The organism is Sphingomonas floccifaciens (assembly GCF_042681125.1).
In the GTDB taxonomy this organism is placed as follows: domain Bacteria; phylum Pseudomonadota; class Alphaproteobacteria; order Sphingomonadales; family Sphingomonadaceae; genus Sphingomonas; species Sphingomonas floccifaciens.
Map to the genome: position 1 here is coordinate 142,191 of NZ_JBHUFC010000006.1, position 22,851 is coordinate 165,041.

Here is a 22,851-nt window from a genome sequence, read left to right on the forward strand (position 1 = left end):
CGGCCGACAAGCTAGTGGCGCTGTGCTCCCTTTCAGCGCCGCGAAGAGGGCGCCCGGACCGATTTTCGATCCGGGCGCTTTGCCTTTCGTTTCGCACCATTCCGGTCGAAACGCTTGCGTACCAATCAAAAATTCAAATAGTTCTGCGAACACACCGCTGCTACGCTGGCGGCGATGCCAGCGGGGATACTGAGCGACAATCGATTCCGCGCGCTTTTCGACCAGATGGACGAAGGGTTCTGCGTGATCGAGTTCATCGACGGCCCATGCGGGCCGTTGAGCGACTATGTCCATATCGCGGCCAACGCCGCTTATACGCAACAGGCCGGAATACCCAATGCGGTGGGTTTGCGCGTGCGAGAGATGGTGCCGGAGGAAGCCGATAGCTGGATCGCGCGCTTCCGCCCTGTCCTCGAAACCGGCCGGCAAATCCGGTTCGAGCAGGAATTCGCCGCAACCGGCAATCTGTTCGAATTGTCGGCCTTTCGCGTCGAACCGGCGCAGAATCGCCAGGTCGCGGTGCTGTTCAAGAACATCACCAATCGTCGCGCATCCGAACGTGAGCTCGAAGCACGCGTGGCATCTGCGCTCTCGGAACGGCGCGTGCTGGCGGACGTCGTTGAAGGCACGGCTGCCTTCGTGCAGGTCGCCGACCGCGACCTTCGCTGGCTCGCCATCAATCACGCCGCGGCGGACGAATTCGAACGGATCTTCGGTACCCGCCCGCGGATCGGCCTTTCGATGCTCGATCTGCTGGCCGACAAGCCCGACCATCGCGCCGCCGTCGAGGCCGTCTGGAGCCGCGCGCTGGCGGGTGAAGCCTTCACCGAAGTCGCCGAATTCGGTGATCCGACGCTGGCGCGACGATGGTACGAGATGCGCTTTGGCGTGCTGCGCGATGAAGGCGGCGAGATCAGCGGTGCCTATCAGTTCGTTTATGACGTCACCGAACGCCTGTCCGAGCAGGAGCGCCTTCGCGACGCGGAAGAGGCGCTGCGCCAGGCGCAGAAGATGGAAGCGGTCGGCCAGCTGACCGGTGGTCTCGCCCATGACTTCAACAACCTGTTGGCCGGAATATCGGGTGCGTTCGAGATGATCGCGCTCCGCCTGTCGCAAGGACGTCAGGCCGATGTCGAAAAATATCTGACCGCCGGCCTGGGTGCGACACGGCGCGCCGCCGCCCTGACCCATCGCCTGCTGGCCTTTTCCCGCCGTCAGACGCTCAGTCCAAAGCCGATCCTGATCAACCGCCTGCTCCCCGATCTCGTCGAACTGGTCCGGCGCACGGTAGGTCCCGGCATCGCGGTCGAAACCGTCGGCGCGGACGATTTGTCAGCGACGATGGTCGATGCGAACCAGCTGGAAAATGCGTTGCTCAATCTGTGCATCAACGCGCGCGATGCGATGCCCGATGGTGGCAGGCTGACGATCGAGACGACCAACGTCACCGTCGACAGTCAGGTCGCCGCGACTTTGGGCATGCTGCCGGGCGACTATGTGAAGGTCAGCGTCAGCGACACGGGAACCGGCATCGACAAGGAGACGCTGGAACGCGTCTTCGACCCCTTCTTCACCACCAAGCCGATGGGCGAAGGCACCGGTCTCGGCCTGTCGATGGTCTACGGCTTCGCCAAGCAGAGTCACGGCCACGTCCGTATCCATTCGCAGGTCGGAAATGGCACGTCGGTGTCGCTGTACCTCCCGCAACATGGGGGCGACGCGCCGCTGGACGTGACGGTGGGGCGCCCCGCCCCGGCCCGCGCGACCGGCGTGACGACGGTACTGGTGGTCGACGACGAACAGATGGTGCGGATGATCGTCGTCGATGCCCTGACCGACCTCGGCTACAGCGTGCTGGAAGCGGCCGACGGTGCTGCGGGGCTGAGACTGCTGGAGACAACGCCGCACGTCGACCTGCTCATTACCGATGTCGGCCTGCCGGGTGGCCTCAACGGTCGCCAGGTCGCGGACGCCGCCCGGGCGCAGCGGCCGGATCTCAAGGTGATGTTCATCACCGGCTATGCCGAGAATGCGGCGCTGAACCACGGCCATGTCGAGCCGGGCATGGAAATCCTGACCAAGCCCTTCTCCGTCGACGATCTCGCCGGGCGCGTTGATCGGATGCTGCGAGGTTGAGTCACCAACGTTCGCGTTGAGCTTGCTAGATCACTAAGCGCTATACTGCGATTCGGTTAGCCGAAACCCGTTTCGTGCTCCGGCGAAGGCCGGAGCCTTGGCCACCAAAGCCCTAGCGATCGCCAACGCCCCGGCCTCCGCCGGAGCACAGGGCGGGTCAGCTTAGCTGGATCCCATTCTAAAGGTCGCGCCGTCCTAAGCTGGACGGCTTTGATGCAACCTCAGACCAACCGGCTCTGCCGCACCGCCGCTGCAATAAAGCTCGCGAACAGCGGATGCGGTTCGAACGGCTTCGACTTGAGCTCCGGGTGGAACTGCACGCCGACGAACCACGGATGGTCGGGCCGTTCGACGATCTCGGGCAGCGCGCCGTCGGGTGACATGCCGGAGAAGCGCAGGCCGCCGGCCTCCAGCGCGTCCTTGTAATGGACGTTCACTTCATAGCGGTGGCGGTGGCGCTCGCTGATCGCCTGATCGCCGTAGATGCTCGCGACATGACTGTTGCCGGCCAGTGATGCGTCATAGGCGCCGAGTCGCATCGTTCCGCCCAAGTCGCCGCCTTCCTGGCGCTGCTGGAGGCCTTCGGCGGTCATCCATTCGGTGATGAGGCCGACGACCGGCTCCGACGTCGGGCCGAATTCGGTGGTGGATGCTTCCGCAATGCCGGCGGTGTTCCGCGCGCCTTCGATACAGGCCATCTGCATGCCGAGGCAGATGCCGAAATAGGGCACCTTGCGCTCGCGGGCGAAGCGGACGGCGGCGATCTTGCCCTCCGACCCGCGTTCGCCGAAGCCGCCGGGGACGAGGATCGCGTGGAGCGGCTCCAGCGTCGCAGCGATGTCGTCGGGGGCCTGCTCGAACAGTTCGGCGTCTAGCCAACGGATGTTGACCTTCACCCGGTTGGCGATGCCGCCATGGACCAGCGCCTCGTGCAGCGACTTGTACGCGTCCTGCAGGCCGACATATTTGCCGACCACGCCGATCGACACTTCGCCTTCGACGTTGGTCAGCCGGTCGATGATGTCGTCCCAGCGGGTGAGGTCCGGCGAGCCATCAGAAGGGAGGCCGAAGCTGTCGAGCACGGCGTGATCGAGACCCTCGGCATGATATTGCAGCGGCACGCCGTAGATCGACTTGGCGTCGAGCGCGGGGATGACGTGGCTGGGCGGCACGTTGCAGAACAGGGCGATCTTGGCGCGCTCGCTGGCGGGCAGGGGGCGTTCGCAGCGGCACACCAGCACGTCGGGCTGAATGCCCAGCGCGGTCATGTCGCGGACGCTGTGCTGGGTCGGCTTGGTCTTCAATTCGCCCGCAGCGGCAATGTAGGGCACGAGCGTCAGGTGGACGAAGCAGGTGTTCTGCCGGCCGATGTCGTTCCTGAGCTGACGAATCGCCTCCATGAACGGCAGCGATTCGATGTCGCCGACCGTCCCGCCGATCTCGCACAGGACGAAATCAAGATCCTCGGTTTCGGCGCGGGCAAATTCCTTGATCGCGTCGGTGACGTGCGGGATCACCTGCACCGTCGCGCCAAGATAATCGCCGCGGCGCTCCTTGGCGATGATCGTCTGATAGATGCGCCCGGACGTGATGTTGTCGCTCTGGCGACTCGGTACGCCGGTGAAGCGCTCATAGTGGCCGAGGTCGAGGTCGGTTTCCGCCCCGTCGTCGGTCACGTACACCTCGCCGTGCTGATACGGGCTCATCGTGCCCGGATCGACGTTCAGATAGGGATCGAACTTGCGGATGCGGACGCGGTAGCCGCGTGCCTGCAACAGAGCTGCAAGAGAGGCCGCCATGAGGCCTTTGCCGAGCGACGAAACCACGCCGCCGGTGATGAAGATATACCGCGCCATGGGAGGATGCGCCTAACCTTGAACATGCGTGTTGGGCAAGCGCGGAAGTGCCGCGCTTGGCGTGAAAGCGGTAATGCGTGTGCGATTACTGCTGGAGCGGAACGCCGCTGCCGTTGGCCGGCGCCACGGCATTCTGTGCAGCCGCGTCGGCCGCCGCCTTCAGCGCGTCCTGGTCGCCGGTCGTGGCCGGTGCCTGCTGCGGCGCCGGGGCGGTGCGCGCCAGGCTGGTGTCGACCGTCGAGGTCCGGTTGGCCGCCGCCAGGAACGCCAGGCCGATCGACATGACGATGAACAGGCCCGCGAGAATCGCCGTCATCCGCGTCAGGAAATCGGCTGCGCCGCGCGCCGACATCAGGCCCGACGGGCTGCCGCCGGTGGTCAGCCCGCCGCCTTCCGACTTCTGCATCAGGATCACCGTCACGAGCAGCGCGGCGATGATCGCCTGGACGACAAGCAGGAAGGTGAACATGAGACTGCGAAACCGATCATTTGGGGTGGACTGGCCGCGCACATAGGCGACGGCGCCGCCGCGATCAACCGCACCCCGGCCTACGCACCCGCAAACATTTCGCGAACGCACTGAAACCCTAGGCTTATCCTCGCGTTAATGCTGCAAGACCGCCCGCCGTGACGGGCTCGCAACGGTAAGAAGCGGACCCGAAATCGTGAACGCAATCTCCGAAAAGTCGCTGTTCACCTGGATGCACACGCTGGTCGATTACGTGCGTTCGGGCGAACCGGATCTGACCAACCGCCAGATGGCGCTGTTGATGCTCGTCTATCTGGAAAAAGGCCCCCATACGGTGCGTGGACTGGCGCGTGCGCTCAATGTCTCGAAACCGGTCGTTACGCGTGCCTTGAATCGCCTGGGTGCTCTCGGCTATCTGCGCCGCCAGCGTGACGACACCGACAAGCGTAACATCTTCGTCGCGCGCACGCCTAAGGGGGCAGACTTTCTTGCAGAATTCGGGCATTTCCTCTCCGGTGACGGAACACCGGCCAGCTTCGGCGCCGCCCAGCGCCAGCCCGCGCACGCGTAAGCGGTTCGCGCTCACCGGGCGCAGCCACAAGGTCGATGGCCGGGTGGAGGCAGCGCGCGGCGACCTCGCCGACGTGCGGCTCGCGGATCGCGTGTTCGCCCCACATTATGCCGCCGCGGTCCAGCGTAGCGCGACGCGGCAGGCGCCGATCCTCGCCGCGCATGGCGGCCCGGCAATCTCCGAAATCCTGCGTGGCGAATCGTTCGACGTCCTCGAGATGTCGCACGGGCTGGCCTGGGGCGTCGGCGGGGTCGACGGGACGGTGGGCTTCGTCGCAGCCGATGCGCTCGACGTACCGGTCGCGGTCACCCATGTCGTGTGCGGCGCCGGAGCGGCATTGCCGGTCGGCTCGCGGCTGACCGCCGAGGAGGCCGCGACCTTCGACGCATCGACGATCCGCCCACTCGATGCACCGGCCAAGGATTTCGTCGCGCTTGCCGAGTCGCTGGTCGGAACCCCGGCGGTCGCCGCCGGCCGGTCGAGCGCCGGGGTCGATGGCGGCGGGCTAGTCTCGCTCGTACTGTCGCTAACCGGCCTGAAGGTCGCGCGCTTCGTCGACATCCAGCAGCGCGACCTAGGCCACGCGGTCGCCGACAGCGCGCCGATCCTCCGCGGCGATCTTCTGTTTACGGAGAGTGACGTCGCGATCGCGGTCGACGAAGGTCACGCGATCCATGTCGGCGAAGCCGGCGTCTCGCGGGTTGGGATCGCTGATCTGGGTGATATCGTAACGCGGCGGCGGCTGCCGTGAGGCGCTCGGTCTTCATCGACGGGGCGGTCGGCACCACCGGCCTCGAAATCCGTGAACGGCTGAGCGGTCGGCCCGAGATCGAGCTGCTGACGCTCGACGGCGACCTGCGCAAGGACGCCGCCGCCAAGCGGGCGGCGCTGAACGACGCCGACTTCGTCATCCTGTGCCTGCCCGACGACGCCGCACGTGAGAGCGTCGCGCTGATCGACAATCCGCGCACCCGCGTGATCGACGCCTCCACCGCGCATCGGACCGCCGACGGCTGGACATATGGCTTCCCCGAACTGGAGCCGAGCCAGGCCGCGCTGATTGCGGAGGCGCCGCGGGTCACCAATCCCGGCTGCTACCCGACCGGCTTTCTCGCGCTCGTCCGCCCGTTGGTCCGGGCCGGCCTGATCCCCGCCGATGGTGCGCTTACGGTCAACGCCGTCTCCGGCTATTCAGGCGGCGGTCGCCAGATGATCGAGGACTTCGAGGGCGGCGTCGATACGACGGCGTGGCGCGGCTATGCTCTGTCGCTCGAACACAAGCACGTGCCCGAAATGCAGCGGCACGCGCGACTCGAGCATCCACCGATCTTCGCGCCCTCGGTCGCGCGAACCTATCGCGGCATGGTGGTCGAGGTGCCGATCGCGCTCCACACCCTGCCCCGCCGGCCCAGCCCCGACGCGCTGCGCGATACGCTGTCGGCGGCTTATGAGGGCAGCCGCATCGTCCGCGTGGTCGACGACGGCGCCTCTCTCGTACGGATCGAGGACGACGCCGGCACCGATCGCCTGACCCTGCGCGTCACCGGCAATGCCGACCGCGGCCACGCCCGGCTGATCGCGACGCTCGACAACCTCGGCAAGGGGGCGGCGGGTGCGGCGGTGCAGAACCTGAACGTCATGGCCGGATTCGAACCGGCTGCGGGATTGGTGCTTTAGAGACAGCAAGCCGTTCGTATCGAACGTGACGAAGGGCTGGTCTTTTCTTCGGGCTCGATCGCCTGAGGCGCGAAGAAAGGCGGCCCTTCGACAAGCTCGGGGCGAACAGGGGAGGGCGTCCCGCCTTGCCCACACCGCTGCAGACGGTCGTTTCACCCCCACATACGATTTCTTGGCCGCCGGAGCCTTGCCCCCTGCCCCGTTGCCGCTAGGGAGGGGCCGCATTCTTTGGGGGGGCGCACGAGTGACCGGAGCCGTTGGCAAGCTGCTGCTGTTCGGAGCGACGGGGGATCTGTCGCGGCGGATGTTGATCCCGTCGCTGTTCGGCCTGCACGCGGACAAGCTGCTCCCGCCCGCGCTGACGATCACCGGCACTTCCCGGTCGGACTATGACGATGCCGGCTTCCGCGAATTCGCTGCGGCTGCGCTCGACGAGTTCCTGCCCGCCGACCGCAAGGACGCCAGCCAGATCGCGTCCTTCCTCGACCGCATCCAATATCAGCCGCTCGACGCGTCGAAGACCGATGGTTTTCCGGCGCTGGCCGATAAGATCGGTGATATTTCGGGCGGCCTCGCCATCTTCCTTTCGACCGCGCCGTCGCTGTTCGAGCCCACGATCAAGGGTCTTGAATCGGCGGGTCTCGCCGGCGAGACGGTGCGGATCAGCCTGGAAAAGCCGCTTGGCCACGACCTCGCCTCGTCCTGCGAAATCAACGACGCCGTCGCCGCCGCCTTCCCGGAAGAGCGCACGTTCCGCATCGACCATTATCTGGGCAAGGAAACCGTCCAGAACATCCTGGCGCTGCGCTTCGGCAATTCGCTGTTCGAGCCGGTGTGGAACGCGCGCGGGATCGACCACGTCCAGATCACCATCGCCGAAACGGTCGGGCTGGAGGATCGCGCCGGCTATTACGAGGGCGCGGGTGCGCTGCGCGACATGGTCCAGAACCATATCCTGCAACTCGTCGCGCTGATCGCGATGGAGCCCCCTGCCCGGTTCGACGGCACCTCGATCCGCGACGAGAAGGTGAAGGTGCTCCGCTCGCTCCGACCGATCGAGCCGAAGAACGCCGGGCACCTGACCGTCACCGGTCAGTACGGTGCGGGTGCGGTCGGCGAGAAGGTCGTGAAGTCCTATGCCGACGAGCTCGGCAAGCCGTCCTCGACCGAAACCTTCGTCGCGATCAAGGCGCATGTCGACAACTGGCGCTGGCAGGGCGTGCCCTTCTACCTGCGCACCGGCAAGCGACTGCCCGCGCGGCAGAGCGAGATCGCGATCCAGTTCAAGCCGGTGCCGCACTCGATCTTCGCCGACCGCGGCGGACAGTTGCAGCCCAATACCCTGGTCATCCGCCTCCAGCCGGAGGAATATGTCCGCCTGCTGGTGATGGCGAAGCAGCCCGGCCTCGACCGCGAGGGCATCCGCCTGCGCGAGGTTCCACTGAACCTCAGCCTCGACACCGAATTCGCCGGCACCCGCCGCCGCATCGCGTACGAACGCCTGCTGCTCGACCTGATCGAGGGCGATCCGACGCTGTTCGTCCGCCGCGACGAAGTGGAGGCCCAGTGGCGCTGGATCGACACGATCCGCGCCGGCTGGGAGACGAACGACGTGAAGCCCAAGCCCTATCCGAGCGGTAGCTGGGGGCCGTCGGCCGGGATCGCGCTGACCGAGCGGGACGGGGTGACGTGGACGGAATAGGAATTTCTGCCGTCATCCCGGGCTCGACCCGGGATCCAGGGCCGCAAGCGATCGGTTCGTGACCCTGGATGCCGGATCAAGTCCGGCATGACGAAATTGAGTTAGGACTGACATGACGACCGAAATCGAATGGTGGGATTATGACGACGCGGCCGAGATGGCCGACGCGGTGGCGGGCGATATCGGCTTCATCATCGAAAGCGCGATCGATGCCCGCGGCGCGGCGGTGATCGCGCTGGCCGGCGGTAAGACCCCGCTGCCGATCTACGAGAAGCTCGCCAAGGCCAAGATCGACTGGAAGCGTGTCACGATCATTCCCGGCGACGAACGCATCGTGCCGCTGGGCGATGCGCTGTCGAACGTCACCGCGATCGGCAAGGCGTTCCTGCCCAAGGGGGCGCGGGTGATCCCGCTCGTGTCCGCGACCGCTCCCGACTACAAGGCGGCCGGCCGCGCGGCTGATGCGTTGCTTCAGGACCTGCACTGGCCGCTCGATCTCGTTCTGCTGGGTGTCGGCGGCGATGGCCATGCCGCATCGATCTTCCCCGGCCCCGATTTCGACGAAGCGCTGAATGGCCCCAAGGAGCGCCGCGCGCTGGGCGTCATGCCCGATCCGCTGCCGCCCGAGGCGCCGGTGGCCCGCGTGACGCTCAGCAAGGCGGCGCTGACCTCGGCCCGCGCGATGATGATCGCGGTGACGGGTGACGCGAAGCGTCAGGTTATCGAGGATGCGGTGAAGGAGGGGCAGTCGTCGCCCTATCCAATCGGACGTATTCTCGCGGATGTAGAATTGCCCGTCGATATCCACTGGGCGCCGTGAACTAAGTCACCCTCACCCTTCCCACTCGCTGGCGCGAGCGGGCCCCTTCCCTCTCCCGACGGGAGAGGGAGGGAGGCGCAAAGCGCCGGAAGGGTGAGGGTGACAACCGGAATTTGCTTATGCCGAACCTCCACCCCCAAGTCGCTGCCGTCACCGACCGCATTATCAACCGCTCGCGCGAGAAGCGCGCCGCCTATCTCGCGCTGATCGCCAGCGAGCGTGAGGGTGGGGTCGACCGGCCGCGCCTCGGCTGCGCCAATCTCGCCCACGGCTATGCCGGGACCGAGGAACAGCGCGACGACATGCGCCGCGGTCAATCGATGAACATCGGCATCGTCACCGCCTACAACGACATGCTGTCGGCCCATGCGCCCTATTACCGCTACCCGGAGCAGATGAAGGTCTGGGCGCGCGAGGCGGGCGTGACCGCGCAGGTCGCGGGTGGCGTGCCCGCAATGTGCGACGGGGTGACGCAGGGCTTCGCGGGCATGGAACTATCGCTGTTCAGCCGCGACACGATCGCGCTGTCGACTGCGATCGCGCTGAGCCACGGAATGTTCGAGGGCGCCGCACTGCTCGGCATCTGCGACAAGATCGTGCCGGGCCTGCTGATGGGGGCGCTGCGCTTCGGCCACTTGCCGATGGTCCTCATCCCCGGCGGGCCGATGCGTTCGGGCATCTCGAACAAGGAAAAAGCCGCCGTCCGGGAGCGGTTTGCCGAGGGCAAGGCGGATCGCGAGGAACTGCTCGATTCCGAAATCGCGGCCTATCACGGCAAGGGCACCTGCACCTTCTACGGCACGGCGAACTCGAACCAGATGATGGTCGAGGCGATGGGCCTGCACGTGCCCGCCGCGGCCTTCGCCAATCCAGGCACGAAGCTGCGCCAGGAACTGACCCGCGCGGCGGTCCACCGGCTGGCGAAGATCGGCTGGGACGGCGGCGATTACCGCCCGATCGGCCGATGCGTCGATGAAAAGGCGATCGTCAACGCCGCAATCGCACTGCTGGCGACGGGCGGTTCGACCAATCACCTGATCCACCTGCCCGCGATCGCGCGGTGTGCCGGAATCGTCATCGACTGGGAAGATTTCGACCGCCTCTCCAGCGTCGTGCCCCTGCTCGCCCGCGTCTATCCCAACGGTGCGGCGGACGTGAACGGGTTCGAGGATGCCGGCGGCACGGCCTACACCATCCGCGAGCTGCTGAAGGGCGGCCTGCTTCACGGCGACATCCTGACCGTCGCGGGCGAGATGGCGGATTATGGCCGCAAGCCCGACATGGACGGTGACACGCTCGTCTGGCGCGACCTTCCGGAGGCTTCGGGTGACGACACGATCCTGCGGCCGGTCGATACGCCCTTCTCGGCCGAAGGCGGCTTCCGCATCCTGTCGGGCAATCTCGGCCGCGCTTGCATCAAGGTGTCGGCGGTCGAGCGCGACCGCTGGATCATCGAAGCACCCTGCCGCGTCTTTTCCGATCAGCAACAGGTTCAGGACGCCTTCAAAGCCGGCGAGCTCGACCGCGACGTCATCGTCGTCGTCCGCTTTCAGGGACCGCGCGCCAACGGCATGCCGGAATTGCACAAGCTGACCCCGCCGCTCGGCGTGCTCCAGAACCGCGGCCACCGCGTTGCCTTGGTCACCGACGGCCGCATGTCGGGCGCCAGCGGCAAGGTGCCGGCGGCGATCCACCTCTCGCCGGAAGCTTTGGCCGACGGTCCGATCGCGAAGCTGCGCGACGGCGACGTGGTGCGACTGGATGCCGATGCCGGTGTGCTCGAAGCGTTGGTCGACGCCGCCGAATGGGCCGCGCGCACGCCCGCCGAGGCGCCGCCACCCGCGATGGGTACGGGTCGCGAGCTGTTCGCGCTGATGCGCCAGGGCTGCTCGACCGCCGAAGAGGGCGGATCGGCCATGCTGGCGGCCGGCGGGTTCTGATACCCTCGTCATGCCGGACTTGATCCGGCATCCAGAGCCAAACAAGATTATAGCCCTTGGCCCTGGATCCCGGGTCGAGCCCGGGATGACGGAGGAGAGCAGAGTGCAAGTCGTATCGGTCGATATCGGAGGAACCCACGCCCGCTTCGCCATCGCGGAGGTCGAGGGCGGCCGCGTCGTATCGCTGGGCGAACCGACGACGATGAAGACCGCCGAGCACGGCAGCCTCCAACTCGCTTGGGAGGCCTATGCCGAGATGCAGGGTGGCACCCTGCCCCGGGCCGCCGCGATCGCGGTCGCCGCACCCGTCGGGGGCGACATGATCCGGCTGAGCAACAATCCGTGGATCATCCGCCCTGCGCTCATCAACGAACGGTTGCTCGTCGACACCTGGACGCTGGTCAATGATTTCGGCGCGGTCGGCCACGCCGTCGCCCAGGTACCGGAAAGCGACTTCCTCCATCTGTGCGGCCCCGAAGGCCCGTTGCCCGAGCGGGGCATGATCACGGTCTGCGGTCCCGGCACCGGCCTGGGCGTCGCAGGCGTCATGCGCGTCCCCGGCAATGGCTATCGCGTGATCGAGACCGAGGGGGGGCACACCGACTTCGCTCCGCTCGACCGGATCGAGGACGCGATCCTCGCCCACGCCCGCAGCATCTTCAACCGCGTCTCCGTCGAGCGGATCGTCGCCGGACCAGGCATCGTCCTCATCTACGAAACGCTGGCAGCGATCGAGGGGCGCGCGGTGCAGCGGCTCGACGACAAGGCGATCTGGACGATGGCGCTGGAGGGCAGCGACAGCCTGGCGATGGCCGCGCTCGACCGTTTCTGCCTGTCGCTGGGCGCGGTTGCGGGCGATCTGGCTCTGACCCACGGGCCGAAGGGCGTCGTCATCGCCGGCGGCCTGGGCCTGCGCCTGAAGGACCATCTCCTGCGCTCGGGCTTCGTCGACCGCTTCGTCGCCAAGGGCCGCTTCCGCAACCTGATGGCGGGCATTCCCGTCAAGCTGATCACCCATCCCCAGCCCGGCCTGTTCGGCGCCGCGGCCGCTTTTGCGCAGGAGCATCCCGGGGTCTAAACCCGGCAGGACGGGGTCGTGACAGAGTCGATTTTGGTTCAGGGCAAGACGTGAGGAGTGGAGCGATGCTGCAGCATCGTGACCGACGAAGGCCGCAGCACTGGAGCAAAATCGGCCTGCGGCGGAGCCGTCACCCCCGGGAAGACGCTGGACGTCGTCGCTTGCTTGCGTGTAGCGCCGCTACACGCTGCGCTGTGCTCCTCGTCAGCGCCTTCCCGGGGGCGATCACGATCCCCGTCCTGCCGGAGTTTAGACCCCATGCCTGATATCGAAACCATCATGCGCACCGGCGCGGTGATCCCGGTGCTGGTGATCGACGACGTCGCGACCGCCCGTCCGCTCGCAGAGGCCCTGGTGGCCGGCGGTCTGAAGGTGCTCGAAGTCACGCTGCGCACCCCCGCCGCGCTCGACGCCATCCGCGAGATGAAGCAGGTGCCCGGCGCGATCGTCGGCGCCGGTACGGTCGTGTCGAAGGAACAGTTCGCTCGCGTGATGGACGCCGGCGGCGAATTCATCGTCTCGCCGGGCCTGACCACTGATCTGGGCGAGGCGATCGTCCGCAGCGGCGTGCCCTTCCTGCCCGGCGTCGCCAATGCCGGCGACATCATGCGTGGCTACGAACTGGGCCTGCGTCATTTCAAATTCTTCCCGGCCGAAGCCAATGGCGGCCTCCCTGCTTTGAAGGCGCTCGCCGCGCCCTTCTACGAAGCGCAGTTCTGCCCGACCGGCGGGATCACCGCCGAAACCGCGCCGACCTATCTCGGTTTCGGCCCGGTACGATGCGTCGGCGGCAGCTGGGTGACGCCGAAGGGCGCCTCGATGGCGGAGGTCGAGCGGTTGGCGCGCGAGGCTTCGGCGCTCAGGCCTTGACCGAAATCCACGGCGATCGATCGGCCGGCGACGGGGACTTCACCGCCGTGCTGGCCGACGACGGCGTGTTCGATATCACCATTCGAGGCTTCTGGACGACCGAGCAGGTCGATCGTTTCTTCGTCGCGATCCTGCCGATGCATCACGACTGCCGGGAGCGCTTCCGGCGGGTTTGCGCACAGATCCGCATCGAATCGGTTCAGTCCCCATCGGTTGCCCTCCATGTTCGCGACCGCGCACTCGCGCTGAAGCGCCCCGGCGACCGCAATGCCTTCGTCTTCGCGAGCTTCCTGTCGAAGCTTCAGATCACGCGACTGGCGAGCAACGACGACTTCGGGCTCTTTACCGACGAGGCGACCGCGCGAGCCTGGCTGCTGGCCTGAAACTGCGGTCGAACGTCGCCGCTTCCTCGGGCGTGGCCCAGCCAAGCGCCCTTCCCTTGCCCAGATAGACCGCCAGTCTTTCGCCACGGACCGGCACTCTCCGGTCGGCACAAAGCGAGACCACGTAAGGGACCAGGATGATCGTGCCAATCGCCTGAGTCGATCCGAGCTTCGGATGACCCTCACCTTGGCGGAAGCGCCATCTCGACCGAACGACGTGGCGATCACATCGACAAGCAACGCACGCTCCGTCCCCTTCGGTAAAGCCGAGAGCGGGGCATAGGGCAGGGCGATCGTACAGGCTGCGGCTGGCGTCGTCACCGACGCGAACGCCAGCGCGACGATCAGCCGTCGTAGCATCACATCTCGCCCCGCGCCCGGCGGATGGCGTACCACTTCTTCACGTTCGCGTTATGCTGTTCCAGCGTGTCGGCGAAAACATGGCCGCCGGTCCCATCAGCGACGAAATACAACGCCTTCGATGGTGCCGGATCAAGCACTGCATCGATCGACGCCCGCCCGGGATTGGCGATTGGCCCGACCGGCAGGCCGGGCATGGCATAGGTGTTGTAACCGTTCTTCGCCTGCAATTCCGAACGCCGAATACGCCGTCCAAGCGGCCGACCCTTGGTGATCGGATAGATCGTCGTCGGGTCCGCCTGAAGCGGCATGCCGATCCGCAATCGGTTCGAATAGACCGCGGCGACAGTGCGGCGCTCTTCAGGCTTGCCGGTTTCCTTCTCGACGATCGAGGCGAGGACCAGCGCCTCCTGCTTGGTCTTGGCGACCGTCGTCGGCTTGCGCTTCGCCCAGGCGGCATCGAGATAGCGCGTCATCGCCGCCTGCATCCGCTCGACGACCGACGCCCGCGTATCGCCGCGTTCGTAGCTGTAGCTGTCGGGCAGGACCGACCCTTCGGCGGGAACGGCGACCGCCCCCTCGAGTTGCGGCGCGGCCATGACAGCTTCATGCACCAGCACCGATGGCCAGCCTTCGGGTATCGTGACGAGCCGCTGGAGCGCGCGGCCGGCCTGCATCAGCTTCAAGGCGTCGGACGGGCTGACCTTGGCGGGAAAGCGGTACTCACCCGCGCGGATCGGCTCGCCGCCGCCGAAAATCTTGGCGAACAGCAGGAAACGGCTGGCCGACCGCACCACGCCGGCCTTCTCCAGATCGGCGGCGGCGCTGGTGAGCGTTGAACCTTGCGCGATCTCGACCGATGTACTGTGCGGCAACGGCCCTGCGCCGCTCCAACTCTGGAAGACCAGGAACACGCCGGCAATCGCCGCGAGGGCGAGGATCAGGCCAAGGCAACCAAGCTTACGCATATCCGCACCCCGGCGAAGGCCGGGGTCTAGTCGCCACCGGCTTGCAACTCGGCCCCGGCCTGCGCCGGGGCACAAAATATCACAAAGCCCGCATGACCAGCGAGGCATTGGTGCCGCCGAAGCCGAACGAATTGTTCAGCACCGCCTTCACCGGACGCTTCTTGGCGGTGTGCGGGACCAGATCGACGCCGACGCAATTCTCGCTGGGGTTGTCGAGATTCAGCGTCGGTGGGACGATCCCGTCGCGCATCGCCAGGATGCAGAAGATGCTCTCGACCGCGCCGGCGCCGCCGAGCAGGTGGCCGATCGCCGACTTGGTCGACGACATGCTGAGCCCGTCGAGCGCGGAGCCGAACAGCTTGCGCACCGCGCCCAGCTCGAGCTCGTCACCGAGTGGGGTCGAGGTGCCGTGCGCGTTGATGTAATCGATGTCCTCAAGCGCGAGCCCGGACTTGCGCATCGCCATTTCCATCGATCGGAACGCACCCGATCCCTCCGGATGCGGCGCGGTGACGTGATACGCGTCGCCCGACAGGCCGTAACCGATGACTTCGGCATAGATTTTCGCGCCACGTGCCTTCGCGCGCTCATATTCCTCGAGCACGATAACGCCCGCGCCCTCGCCCATGACGAAGCCGTCGCGGCCCTGGTCCCAGGGCCGGCTGGCCCGCCACGGTTCGTCGCGGAAGCCGGTCGACAGCGCGCGCGCCTGGCCGAAACCGGCGATCCCGATCGGGCAGATCGTGCTTTCCGCGCCGCCCGCCAGCATCACGTCAGCGTCGTCCATCGCGATCATCCGCGCGGCGTCACCGATCGAGTGCGCACCGGTCGAGCACGCCGTGACGACCGCATGGTTCGGGCCCATCAAGCCATATTTGATGCTGACCTGACCGGAAATCAGGTTGATCAGCCGGCCATGGACGAAGTGCGGAGAGACGCGCTTCGGGCCCTTCGCCGCCAGAACCAGCGATTCGCTCTCGATGCCCGGCAGGCCGCCGATGCCCGATCCGATCGAACAGCCGGCACGGAAGCGCTCGGCTTCGGACATGTCGGTCAGGCCCGCGTCTTCCAGCGCCTGGCCGGCGGCGTCGATGCCATAGACGATGAACGGATCGACCTGGCGCTGGATCTTGTGATCCACCCGCTTGCCCGCGTCGAAACCATATTCATGGTCGGCGGGCTTCACTTCACAGGCATAGTTCGACTGGAATTCGGTCGCATCGAACCGCGTGATCGTGCCCGCGCCCGATTTCGACGCGATGATGTTGGCCCAGGCGGTTTCGACATCCGCTCCCAGCGGGGTCACCAGGCCCAGCCCGGTCACGACTACGCGGCGCATACAGCTCTCCGTATCAGCTCAAACGTACAACGGCTCCCGGCCCCGGACCCGGGACGGGGAGCCGCTGAAAATCGAGTGGCACCGCCGGGCAAGCCGGGCGGGGCCAAGGGGCGATCAGCCCTTGTGCTCGTCGATGTAGGTGATCGCGTCCTTGACGGTGGCGATCTTCTCGGCGGCGTCGTCCGGGATCTCGACCCCGAACTCTTCCTCGAACGCCATCACTAGCTCGACGATGTCGAGGCTGTCCGCGCCCAGATCGTCGATGAAGCTCGCATCCTCGGTCACCTTGTCGGCTTCGACGCCCAGGTGCTCTACGACGATCTTCTTCACGCGGTCGGCGGTTTCGCTCATACCCAGTTCCTTCTTGTGAAAATCCGAATTCCTGAACGCACCTAGAACGCGGGGTTCACCCGCGCAAGGGGCGGCAGGTGTCAGCTTGCGGTCGATTTGAACAGTTTGCCCAGCCGAGCGACGTTGAAGGCATAGCCGGCCAGCAGGCGCGACACGGTCGGCGTCGTGCCCTTCGGTCCTGCTGCCGCCTGCAAGCGAGTCATCAGCGCGTCGACATCGGCGGTCCGTTTCTTCGCGAGCAAGGCGTCGAGGGTCGCGGGTGGCGTGCGGGTTAACTGTCGGGTGATCGCCGGCACATCGACCCCGCCGCTCTGGAGCGCGTTCGACAGCGTCTCGACGACGACGGTCGCGACCGCGATCTCGCCAGCGCGCGCATCGACCGCACCGCTGCCCGGCTGGCATTCGGCCGCACGCGCCCGCAGCTTGATCAGCAACGCGTCCGCCTTGGCCGACGGCGGCGTGCCGCGCGTCACGCTGACGATCGTCGCGGCCTGCATCGCCTCGCGCTCGGCGACGGGGGTCTTGGTGATGGCACAGCGCGCGACGGCACCATCATCCGCCGCGGCGAGCGCGGCCAGCATCAACAGCGCGCTCACAGCATCGCCATCCCGCCGTTGACGTGCAGCGTCTGCCCGGTGACGTAGCCCGCCTCCTTCGAGGCGAGATAGACGACCGCCGCGCCGATATCCTCTCCCGCGCCCAAGTCGCCCGCGGGAATCTTGGTCAGCAGCGCGGTTTTCTGCGCCTCAGGCAGCACGTCGGTCATTGCCGACCGGATGAAGCCGGGCGCCACGCAGTTGACGGTAATGCCGCGGCTGGCGAGTTCCTGCGCCAGCGCCTTCGACATCCCGACCAGCCCCGCCTTCGACGCGGCATAGTTCGCCTGCCCGGGATTGCCGGTCGCGCCGACGACCGAGGTGATCGACACGATCCGGCCGAACCGCGCCTTCATCATCGGCCGGGCGGCAGCGCGGCAGAGGCGGAAGGCAGCCTCCAGATTGACGCGGATCACCTGATCCCATTCGTCATCCTTCATCCGCATCGCCAGATTATCGCGCGTCACGCCGGCATTGTTGACGAGGATATCGAGTTTCCCCCCGAGCGCCTCGACGGCCTGCGGCACCAACGCGTCGACCGCAGCGGCGTCGGACAGGTTGCACGGCACGGCCACATGATCGCCACCGAGCCCGGCACGAAACGCCTCCAGCTTGTCGGTATTCGATCCCGAAACCGCCAGCCTAGCCCCCTGCGCTGCGAGCGCCTTGGCGATCGAAGACCCGATCCCCCCCGAAGCGCCAGTCACCAGCGCGGTCATGCCTGTCAGGTCGAACATCTTACTACCTCGAAGAAAGAAGGAAATTGGTTCAGAGAAGGCGCTAAGGCGCAAAGGAATTGTGAGTGTTCACCACGCGTTTGAGCCCTTCTCTCAGAGTTTCACCACCGAAATTTATGAGCAGCCCTAGGGGCTGCTCCATCAATCGCAGATAGGTCAGAAGTTGCTTGGTGTGGACCGCGGTCAGCCGTTCGACTGATTTGATTTCGACGACCAGCCCCGGGCCGACGATCAAATCGACGCGGAACGCTGCATCAAACCGCATCCCATTGAACGTGAAGTCGATCGGCTGCTGCCGAAGCACCCGATGCTCGCGCCTGTTCAACTCAGCTGCCAGCAGAGTTTCATAAACGCTCTCGAGAAGGCCTGGCCCGATCTGACGATGCAACAGGAGGGCGGCGTCGATAACGTCCGTCGCGGTCGCCTCTAGATCAATCATCTTCGCGCCTTCGCGCCTTCTCTGAAACCGCTTCTTATTACTAAAGCCTCTTAACCAAAGCCTCGATATCGTCCATCGTCACCACGCTCGTCGCAACAGCATCCGGCGCCGTCCGCTTGACCATCGGCGCGAGGACCTTGCCGCCGAGTTCGATGAAGTCGTGCACTCCGCCCGCGACCATCGCCAGCACCGATTCGCGCCAGCGCACCATGCCGGTCACCTGTTCGACCAGCAGCGCCGTGATGGTCGCCGGATCGGCCACCGGTGCGGCGGTGACGTTGGCATAGACCGGCACCAGCGGCGCCTGCAGGGTCACGCCGGCCAGCGCCTCCGCCATCGCATCGGCGGCGGGCTGCATCAGCGGGCAGTGAAACGGCGCGGATACAGGTAGCAGGATCGCACGCTTGGCGCCCATCTCCTTGGCCAGCGGGACCGCCCGCTCGACCGCCTCGCGGTGACCGGAGATCACGACCTGCGACGGATCATTGTCGTTCGCGACAGTGCAGACCTGTCCCTCGGCCGCCGCGTCGGCGATCGCCTGCGCCTTGTCGCGATCGGCGCCCAGGATCGCGGCCATCGCGCCCTCGCCCACCGGCACCGCGGCCTGCATGGCCCGGCCGCGCAGCTTCAGCAGCCGTGCCGTCGTCGCCAGATCGAGCGCTCCTGCCGCACACAGCGCGGTATATTCGCCGAGCGAATGGCCCGCGACATAATCCGCCTTCTCCGCCAAGCGGACGCCGCCTTCGCGCTCCAGCACCCGCAGCGTCGCGATCGCATTCGCCATGATCGCGGGCTGGGCGTTCTCGGTCAGCATCAGGTCGCCCTCGGGACCCTCCGCCATCAGCTTGGACAGATGCTGCCCCAGCGCCTCGTCCACTTCCTGGAATACTTCGCGAGCGAAGGGGCTGGCGGCGGCGAGTGTACTGCCCATGCCGACCGACTGGCTGCCCTGCCCGGGGAAGATGAAAGCGCGCATGATGTCAAAACCTCCGTTCGATGCGCGCCGGTAGAAGAAAGTGCGGTCCCTCGACAAGGCTCGGCTGCGAACGGGTTGCGTTTTGCCCGCGTTTCGACCATAGGCCCGCGCTCCCCACACATCGTCGGGATGGAAAGACAGCCGGAGGGGCGTCGCATGGGGCGGCGTCAGCGATCGGCCAACAGTGAGAAGACGCATGGCTCTTTACGAGCACACGTTCCTTGCGCGCCAGGATCTGGCACAGGCGCAAGTGGACGCGCTGGCGGAAGCCGCGACCAAGATCGTCGAAGACAAGGGTGGCAAGGTCGTCAAGACCGAAACCTGGGGTCTTCGCAGCCTCGCCTATCGCATCGCGAAGAACCGCAAGGCGCACTATGTGATGCTCGAAATCGATGCCCCCGGTGACACCGTCGCCGAGCTGGAGCGTCAGGCCGGCATCAACGAAGACATCATCCGCTACATGACCGTGAAGGTCGACGAGCACGAAGCGGGTCCGACCGTGATGATGCGCAAGCAGGAGCGCGATCGTGAGCGTCGTGCCGACCGCGGCGAGCGTGGCGGTGACCGCCCCGATCGTGCGCCCCGTCGTGACCGTGAAGAGGAAGCCGCATAATGGCCCGCGCATTTTTCCGCCGCCGCAAGAGCTGCCCGTTTTCCGCGAAGGACGCTCCCCGGATCGATTACAAGGACGTCCGTCTGCTTCAGGGCTTCGTGTCCGAGCGTGGCAAAATCGTCCCGTCGCGTATCACCTCGGTGAGCGCGAAGAAGCAGCGTGAACTCGCCACGGCGATCAAGCGCGCCCGTCACCTGGGCCTGCTGCCCTACATCGTGAAGTGAGGAAGTAGCAGTCATGGACGTCATTCTGCTTGAGCGCGTCGAGAAGCTCGGCGCCATCGGCGACGTGGTGAAGGTCAAGGACGGGTTCGCTCGTAACTTCCTGCTGCCGCGCAAGAAGGCGCTGCGCGCCAACGAAGCCAACAAGAAAGTCTTCGAAGCGAACCGTGCGCGGATCGAATCGGAGAACGCCAACCGTCGCGGCGAAGCCGAGAAGGAAGCGGCGAGCTTCAAGGACACCACCGTCACCCTGATCCGTCAGGCATCGAACACCGGCCAGCTGTACGGCTCGGTCGCGGTGCGCGACATCGTCGAGGCGCTGGAAGCCGAGGGCCACAAGGTCAACAAGTCGCAGGTCGTTCTCGACCGTCCGATCAAGGCGATCGGCCTGTCGGAAGTCCGCGTCGCCCTGCACCCGGAAGTGTCGGTGACCGTCAAGGTCAACGTCGCCCGTTCGCCGGAAGAGGCAGAGATGCAGGCTTCGGGCGTCGACGTGATGTCGGCGATGTTCGAAAAGGACGAGGCTGGCTTCACCGAGGATTACGATCCGAACGCCGAGCCGGGCGCGACCGCCGAAGTGCAGTCGGACGAGGGTGAAGCCCAGCAGGGCTGATCCGCGTCATACGCGACAAACGAAAGAAGCCGCCCGTAGCGATACGGGCGGCTTCTTTCGTATTGGCTGGTATTTCGCGGCTTCAGGACGCCAAATCGATCCCGATCGAAGCCAGACGGCGAACGCTGATCAGGGACAGGTGACGCACGCTCCGATGACCGCGGCAAGCGGGATGAGAGCGAGGATGACCGGGACAATCTGTTTCATTTGAGCGACCAATTGTTGTTTGATCGTTCAATGCGCCGCATCGGCAAAAGGTTTCCCGGCGATGAACGGCCTGTCCCGGATCGATACGGTCGTACACCTCTTCTTCTTTCCTTCGTCATCCCGGACTTGATCCGGGATCCAGAGCCAAAGGCGGTGTCGCCCGTTACCCTGGATCCCGGATCCAGTCCGGGATGACGGGCCATGGCAGCCACTGTCCGATGATCGCGGCGCCATTGCTCCCCGATGGGTTCGCCGTCATTTTGACCGCCGCATCCCCGCCCTGCCGCGCACTGATCCGGAGCCGCCCGTATGACCGCCCTCGCCGATATCCTCGCCGGACTGAGCCCCATCGAAGGCGGGTTTAGCGGCGTGATTCCGTCCGACTGGCTGCAAGGGCGCACCGCCTATGGCGGCTTGTCGTCGGCACTCGCGCTCCACGCCGCGCAGTCAACCGCCCCCGACCTGCCGCCGCTGCGATCGGCGCAGATAGCCTTCGTCGGCCCGCTCGCCGGTACGGTCACCATCACCGCGCGCACGCTGCGCCGCGGACGCAACGCCGCATTCGTCGAGGCTACGATCGAGAGCGATGCGGGCCTGGGCTTTCGCGCGACCTTCGTCTTCATGCGTGACGTCGACTCCTCGATCGCGTTCGATCGCAGCACGCCCGCCGTGCATCCAGCGCCGCCCCCGGACGCGACGCTCTATCGCGGGCCAGCCGATCACTTCACCGGCAATTTCGAGTTCTTCGATCAGGGTCAGCCGGGCGATCGCGGCGAATGGCATCGTTGGGCGCGCCTGGTCGAACATGACCGGCTCGATCTTGAAGTCGCGCTGATCGCGATCGCAGACGGCCTGCCGCCCGCCGCCTATCAGCTGAACCGCGACGTAGCGGCGATGAGCTCGCTGACCTGGCAGCTCAACCTGCTCGTCCCCCGTCCGACCACGACCGATGGCTGGTGGCTGATCCACAGCCGCACCGACCGCGCGATCGGCGGCTATTCGAGCCAGCGGATGACGATGTGGGCGGCGGACGGCACCCCGGTCGCCGACGCGATGCAGGGTGTCGCGATCTTCGGCTGATCCTGCGACATTTCGCGACAGTTTCCCGCGGGCCGGACACAGATATGCGACGGCGCGGGTCGATACCGACGAGGTGGCAGACGACCTGCCCATGCCCTTCCCTGCCGGAGAGACGCAGATGTTCAAGACCCTCACCGCCGCCGCTCTGTTCGGCACGGTCGCCCTCGGCGGTTTCGCCTATGCTCAGACCGCCCCCGTCGCGCCGAAGCCGGCCAAGGCCGACGCGAACGGCGACGGACAGATCACCCGCGCCGAGTTCCTCGCCCGCGCGGAGGCGAGCTTCGCCCGCCAGGACACCAATCGCGACGGCATTCTGACACATGATGAGCGCCGCGCCGGCAAGCCGCCCAAGCGCGCGGCCGCCGCGATGGGCGGACCCTACGCCCCCGCGCAGGAGATGACCGCGCCACGTCCCGAAGGTGTGATGCCCGGTCGCCGCGGCGGCGGGGTGCGCGGTCCCGGTGATGGTCTGGCCCGGCTCGACACCGACGGCGACGGTCGCGTCACGCGCGCCGAATTCGATACCGGATCGCAGGCCCGCTTCGACCGGATGGACACCAACCGCGACGGCACGATCGACGCGACCGAGATGGCGGCCCTTCCGGGCGGCGGACGTGGGATGCGCGCCGATACCAACGGTGACGGCAAGCTGACCCGCGCCGAGTCCGACGCGATGTCGAAGGAGCGATTCGACCGGATGGACGTCAACGGCGACGGCGTTCTCGACGCCGCCGAACTCCAGGCCGGCGGCGGCATGCGCGGTGGTCGTGGCGGCGGCCAGCGTCGCGGTGCGATGCCCCCTGCGCCCCCCGCTCCGGCGGCGCCGACCGGCGCCTGACCGGAACCGGC

Annotated in this window: 24 protein-coding genes; 15 read left to right on the forward strand and 9 right to left on the reverse strand. The window is 66.4% G+C overall.

Features of this window, described 5'->3' with window-relative positions; translation table 11 throughout:
• Positions 1 to 174: 174 nt before the first annotated feature.
• Positions 175 to 2,136, forward strand: coding sequence for an ATP-binding protein (locus ACFSC3_RS14205; RefSeq protein WP_380941094.1), 1,962 nt, complete (start codon positions 175 to 177; stop codon positions 2,134 to 2,136).
• A 221-nt stretch (positions 2,137 to 2,357) separates the two neighbouring features.
• Here the strand turns inward: ACFSC3_RS14205 and ACFSC3_RS14210 are convergent, their stop codons facing one another.
• Together ACFSC3_RS14210 and secG are read right to left on the reverse strand one after the other, a co-directional pair.
• Positions 2,358 to 3,992 carry a CTP synthase gene (locus tag ACFSC3_RS14210; RefSeq protein WP_380941095.1) on the reverse strand — a complete coding sequence of 545 codons (1,635 nt, stop codon included), beginning with the start codon at positions 3,990 to 3,992 and terminating at the stop codon, positions 2,358 to 2,360.
• An 85-nt stretch (positions 3,993 to 4,077) separates the two neighbouring features.
• Entirely contained in the window at positions 4,078 to 4,461 is a 384-nt protein-coding gene (gene secG, locus ACFSC3_RS14215) for a preprotein translocase subunit SecG (RefSeq protein WP_380941096.1), read from the reverse strand.
• A gap of 232 nt (positions 4,462 to 4,693) precedes the next feature.
• Here secG and ACFSC3_RS14220 point away from each other — a divergent pair, with 232 nt between their 5' ends.
• From ACFSC3_RS14220 to ACFSC3_RS14260, 9 genes are all read left to right on the forward strand, one after another.
• Positions 4,694 to 5,032 (forward strand): MarR family transcriptional regulator, encoded by a 339-nt coding sequence (locus ACFSC3_RS14220; protein ID WP_380941470.1) that lies wholly within the window; start codon positions 4,694 to 4,696, stop codon positions 5,030 to 5,032.
• Complete coding sequence (locus tag ACFSC3_RS14225; RefSeq protein WP_380941097.1) at positions 4,977 to 5,783, forward strand: NlpC/P60 family protein; 807 nt, start codon at positions 4,977 to 4,979, stop codon at positions 5,781 to 5,783. The genes ACFSC3_RS14220 and ACFSC3_RS14225 overlap by 56 nt, the downstream gene beginning before the upstream one ends.
• Positions 5,780 to 6,709 carry an N-acetyl-gamma-glutamyl-phosphate reductase gene (gene argC / locus ACFSC3_RS14230; protein ID WP_380941098.1) on the forward strand — a complete coding sequence of 310 codons (930 nt, stop codon included), beginning with the start codon at positions 5,780 to 5,782 and terminating at the stop codon, positions 6,707 to 6,709. Before ACFSC3_RS14225 ends, argC begins: the two co-directional genes overlap by 4 nt.
• Positions 6,710 to 6,953: 244 nt before the next feature.
• Positions 6,954 to 8,411 (forward strand): glucose-6-phosphate dehydrogenase, encoded by a 1,458-nt coding sequence (zwf, locus tag ACFSC3_RS14235; protein ID WP_380941099.1) that lies wholly within the window; start codon positions 6,954 to 6,956, stop codon positions 8,409 to 8,411.
• Between the two features lie 112 nt (positions 8,412 to 8,523).
• The gene (gene pgl, locus ACFSC3_RS14240) at positions 8,524 to 9,231 is read left to right on the forward strand and encodes a 6-phosphogluconolactonase (protein ID WP_380941100.1); all 708 of its coding nucleotides are present in this window, start codon (positions 8,524 to 8,526) and stop codon (positions 9,229 to 9,231) included.
• 119 nt (positions 9,232 to 9,350) lie between these two features.
• Positions 9,351 to 11,171, forward strand: a complete 1,821-nt coding sequence (edd, locus tag ACFSC3_RS14245) for a phosphogluconate dehydratase (RefSeq protein ID WP_380941101.1) — start codon at positions 9,351 to 9,353, stop codon at positions 11,169 to 11,171.
• A 103-nt stretch (positions 11,172 to 11,274) separates the two neighbouring features.
• On the forward strand, positions 11,275 to 12,249 hold the full coding sequence (gene glk, locus ACFSC3_RS14250) for a glucokinase (protein WP_380941102.1): 975 nt from the start codon (positions 11,275 to 11,277) through the stop codon (positions 12,247 to 12,249).
• Between the two features lie 258 nt (positions 12,250 to 12,507).
• Positions 12,508 to 13,119: a bifunctional 4-hydroxy-2-oxoglutarate aldolase/2-dehydro-3-deoxy-phosphogluconate aldolase gene (gene eda / locus ACFSC3_RS14255; protein ID WP_380941103.1), complete on the forward strand. Its 612-nt coding sequence runs from the start codon at positions 12,508 to 12,510 to the stop codon at positions 13,117 to 13,119.
• The gene (locus ACFSC3_RS14260; protein WP_380941104.1) at positions 13,116 to 13,502 is read left to right on the forward strand and encodes a hypothetical protein; all 387 of its coding nucleotides are present in this window, start codon (positions 13,116 to 13,118) and stop codon (positions 13,500 to 13,502) included. Before eda ends, ACFSC3_RS14260 begins: the two co-directional genes overlap by 4 nt.
• A gap of 359 nt (positions 13,503 to 13,861) precedes the next feature.
• On the opposite strand, the gene mltG is transcribed toward ACFSC3_RS14260, so the two are convergent.
• The 7 genes from mltG to fabD form a co-directional block, all read right to left on the reverse strand.
• The gene (gene mltG / locus ACFSC3_RS14265) at positions 13,862 to 14,830 is read right to left on the reverse strand and encodes an endolytic transglycosylase MltG (RefSeq protein ID WP_380941105.1); all 969 of its coding nucleotides are present in this window, start codon (positions 14,828 to 14,830) and stop codon (positions 13,862 to 13,864) included.
• Positions 14,831 to 14,909: 79 nt separating this feature from the next.
• Positions 14,910 to 16,169, reverse strand: coding sequence for a beta-ketoacyl-ACP synthase II (fabF, locus tag ACFSC3_RS14270; protein WP_380941106.1), 1,260 nt, complete (start codon positions 16,167 to 16,169; stop codon positions 14,910 to 14,912).
• Between the two features lie 114 nt (positions 16,170 to 16,283).
• Positions 16,284 to 16,520 carry an acyl carrier protein gene (locus ACFSC3_RS14275; protein WP_056424990.1) on the reverse strand — a complete coding sequence of 79 codons (237 nt, stop codon included), beginning with the start codon at positions 16,518 to 16,520 and terminating at the stop codon, positions 16,284 to 16,286.
• An 80-nt stretch (positions 16,521 to 16,600) separates the two neighbouring features.
• The gene (locus ACFSC3_RS14280) at positions 16,601 to 17,116 is read right to left on the reverse strand and encodes a hypothetical protein (protein WP_380941107.1); all 516 of its coding nucleotides are present in this window, start codon (positions 17,114 to 17,116) and stop codon (positions 16,601 to 16,603) included.
• Positions 17,113 to 17,853 (reverse strand): 3-oxoacyl-[acyl-carrier-protein] reductase, encoded by a 741-nt coding sequence (fabG, locus tag ACFSC3_RS14285; RefSeq protein ID WP_380941108.1) that lies wholly within the window; start codon positions 17,851 to 17,853, stop codon positions 17,113 to 17,115. Before fabG ends, ACFSC3_RS14280 begins: the two co-directional genes overlap by 4 nt.
• A gap of 43 nt (positions 17,854 to 17,896) precedes the next feature.
• Positions 17,897 to 18,292, reverse strand: coding sequence for a GxxExxY protein (locus ACFSC3_RS14290; RefSeq protein WP_380941109.1), 396 nt, complete (start codon positions 18,290 to 18,292; stop codon positions 17,897 to 17,899).
• 40 nt (positions 18,293 to 18,332) lie between these two features.
• Positions 18,333 to 19,268 carry an ACP S-malonyltransferase gene (gene fabD / locus ACFSC3_RS14295; protein WP_380941110.1) on the reverse strand — a complete coding sequence of 312 codons (936 nt, stop codon included), beginning with the start codon at positions 19,266 to 19,268 and terminating at the stop codon, positions 18,333 to 18,335.
• Positions 19,269 to 19,464: 196 nt separating this feature from the next.
• Here fabD and rpsF point away from each other — a divergent pair, with 196 nt between their 5' ends.
• The 5 genes from rpsF to ACFSC3_RS14320 all read left to right on the forward strand — a co-directional run bounded on the left by rpsF (position 19,465) and on the right by ACFSC3_RS14320 (position 22,840).
• The gene (gene rpsF, locus ACFSC3_RS14300) at positions 19,465 to 19,881 is read left to right on the forward strand and encodes a 30S ribosomal protein S6 (protein ID WP_205495443.1); all 417 of its coding nucleotides are present in this window, start codon (positions 19,465 to 19,467) and stop codon (positions 19,879 to 19,881) included.
• Positions 19,881 to 20,105: a 30S ribosomal protein S18 gene (gene rpsR, locus ACFSC3_RS14305; protein ID WP_056425007.1), complete on the forward strand. Its 225-nt coding sequence runs from the start codon at positions 19,881 to 19,883 to the stop codon at positions 20,103 to 20,105. The genes rpsF and rpsR overlap by 1 nt, the downstream gene beginning before the upstream one ends.
• Positions 20,106 to 20,118: 13 nt before the next feature.
• Entirely contained in the window at positions 20,119 to 20,715 is a 597-nt protein-coding gene (rplI, locus tag ACFSC3_RS14310) for a 50S ribosomal protein L9 (RefSeq protein ID WP_380941111.1), read from the forward strand.
• Between the two features lie 516 nt (positions 20,716 to 21,231).
• A complete protein-coding gene (locus ACFSC3_RS14315; RefSeq protein ID WP_380941112.1) occupies positions 21,232 to 22,002 on the forward strand; it encodes a thioesterase family protein in 771 nt (256 codons plus the stop codon).
• Positions 22,003 to 22,075: 73 nt separating this feature from the next.
• The gene (locus ACFSC3_RS14320) at positions 22,076 to 22,840 is read left to right on the forward strand and encodes an EF-hand domain-containing protein (RefSeq protein ID WP_380941113.1); all 765 of its coding nucleotides are present in this window, start codon (positions 22,076 to 22,078) and stop codon (positions 22,838 to 22,840) included.
• The last annotated feature ends 11 nt before the right edge of the window (positions 22,841 to 22,851 follow it).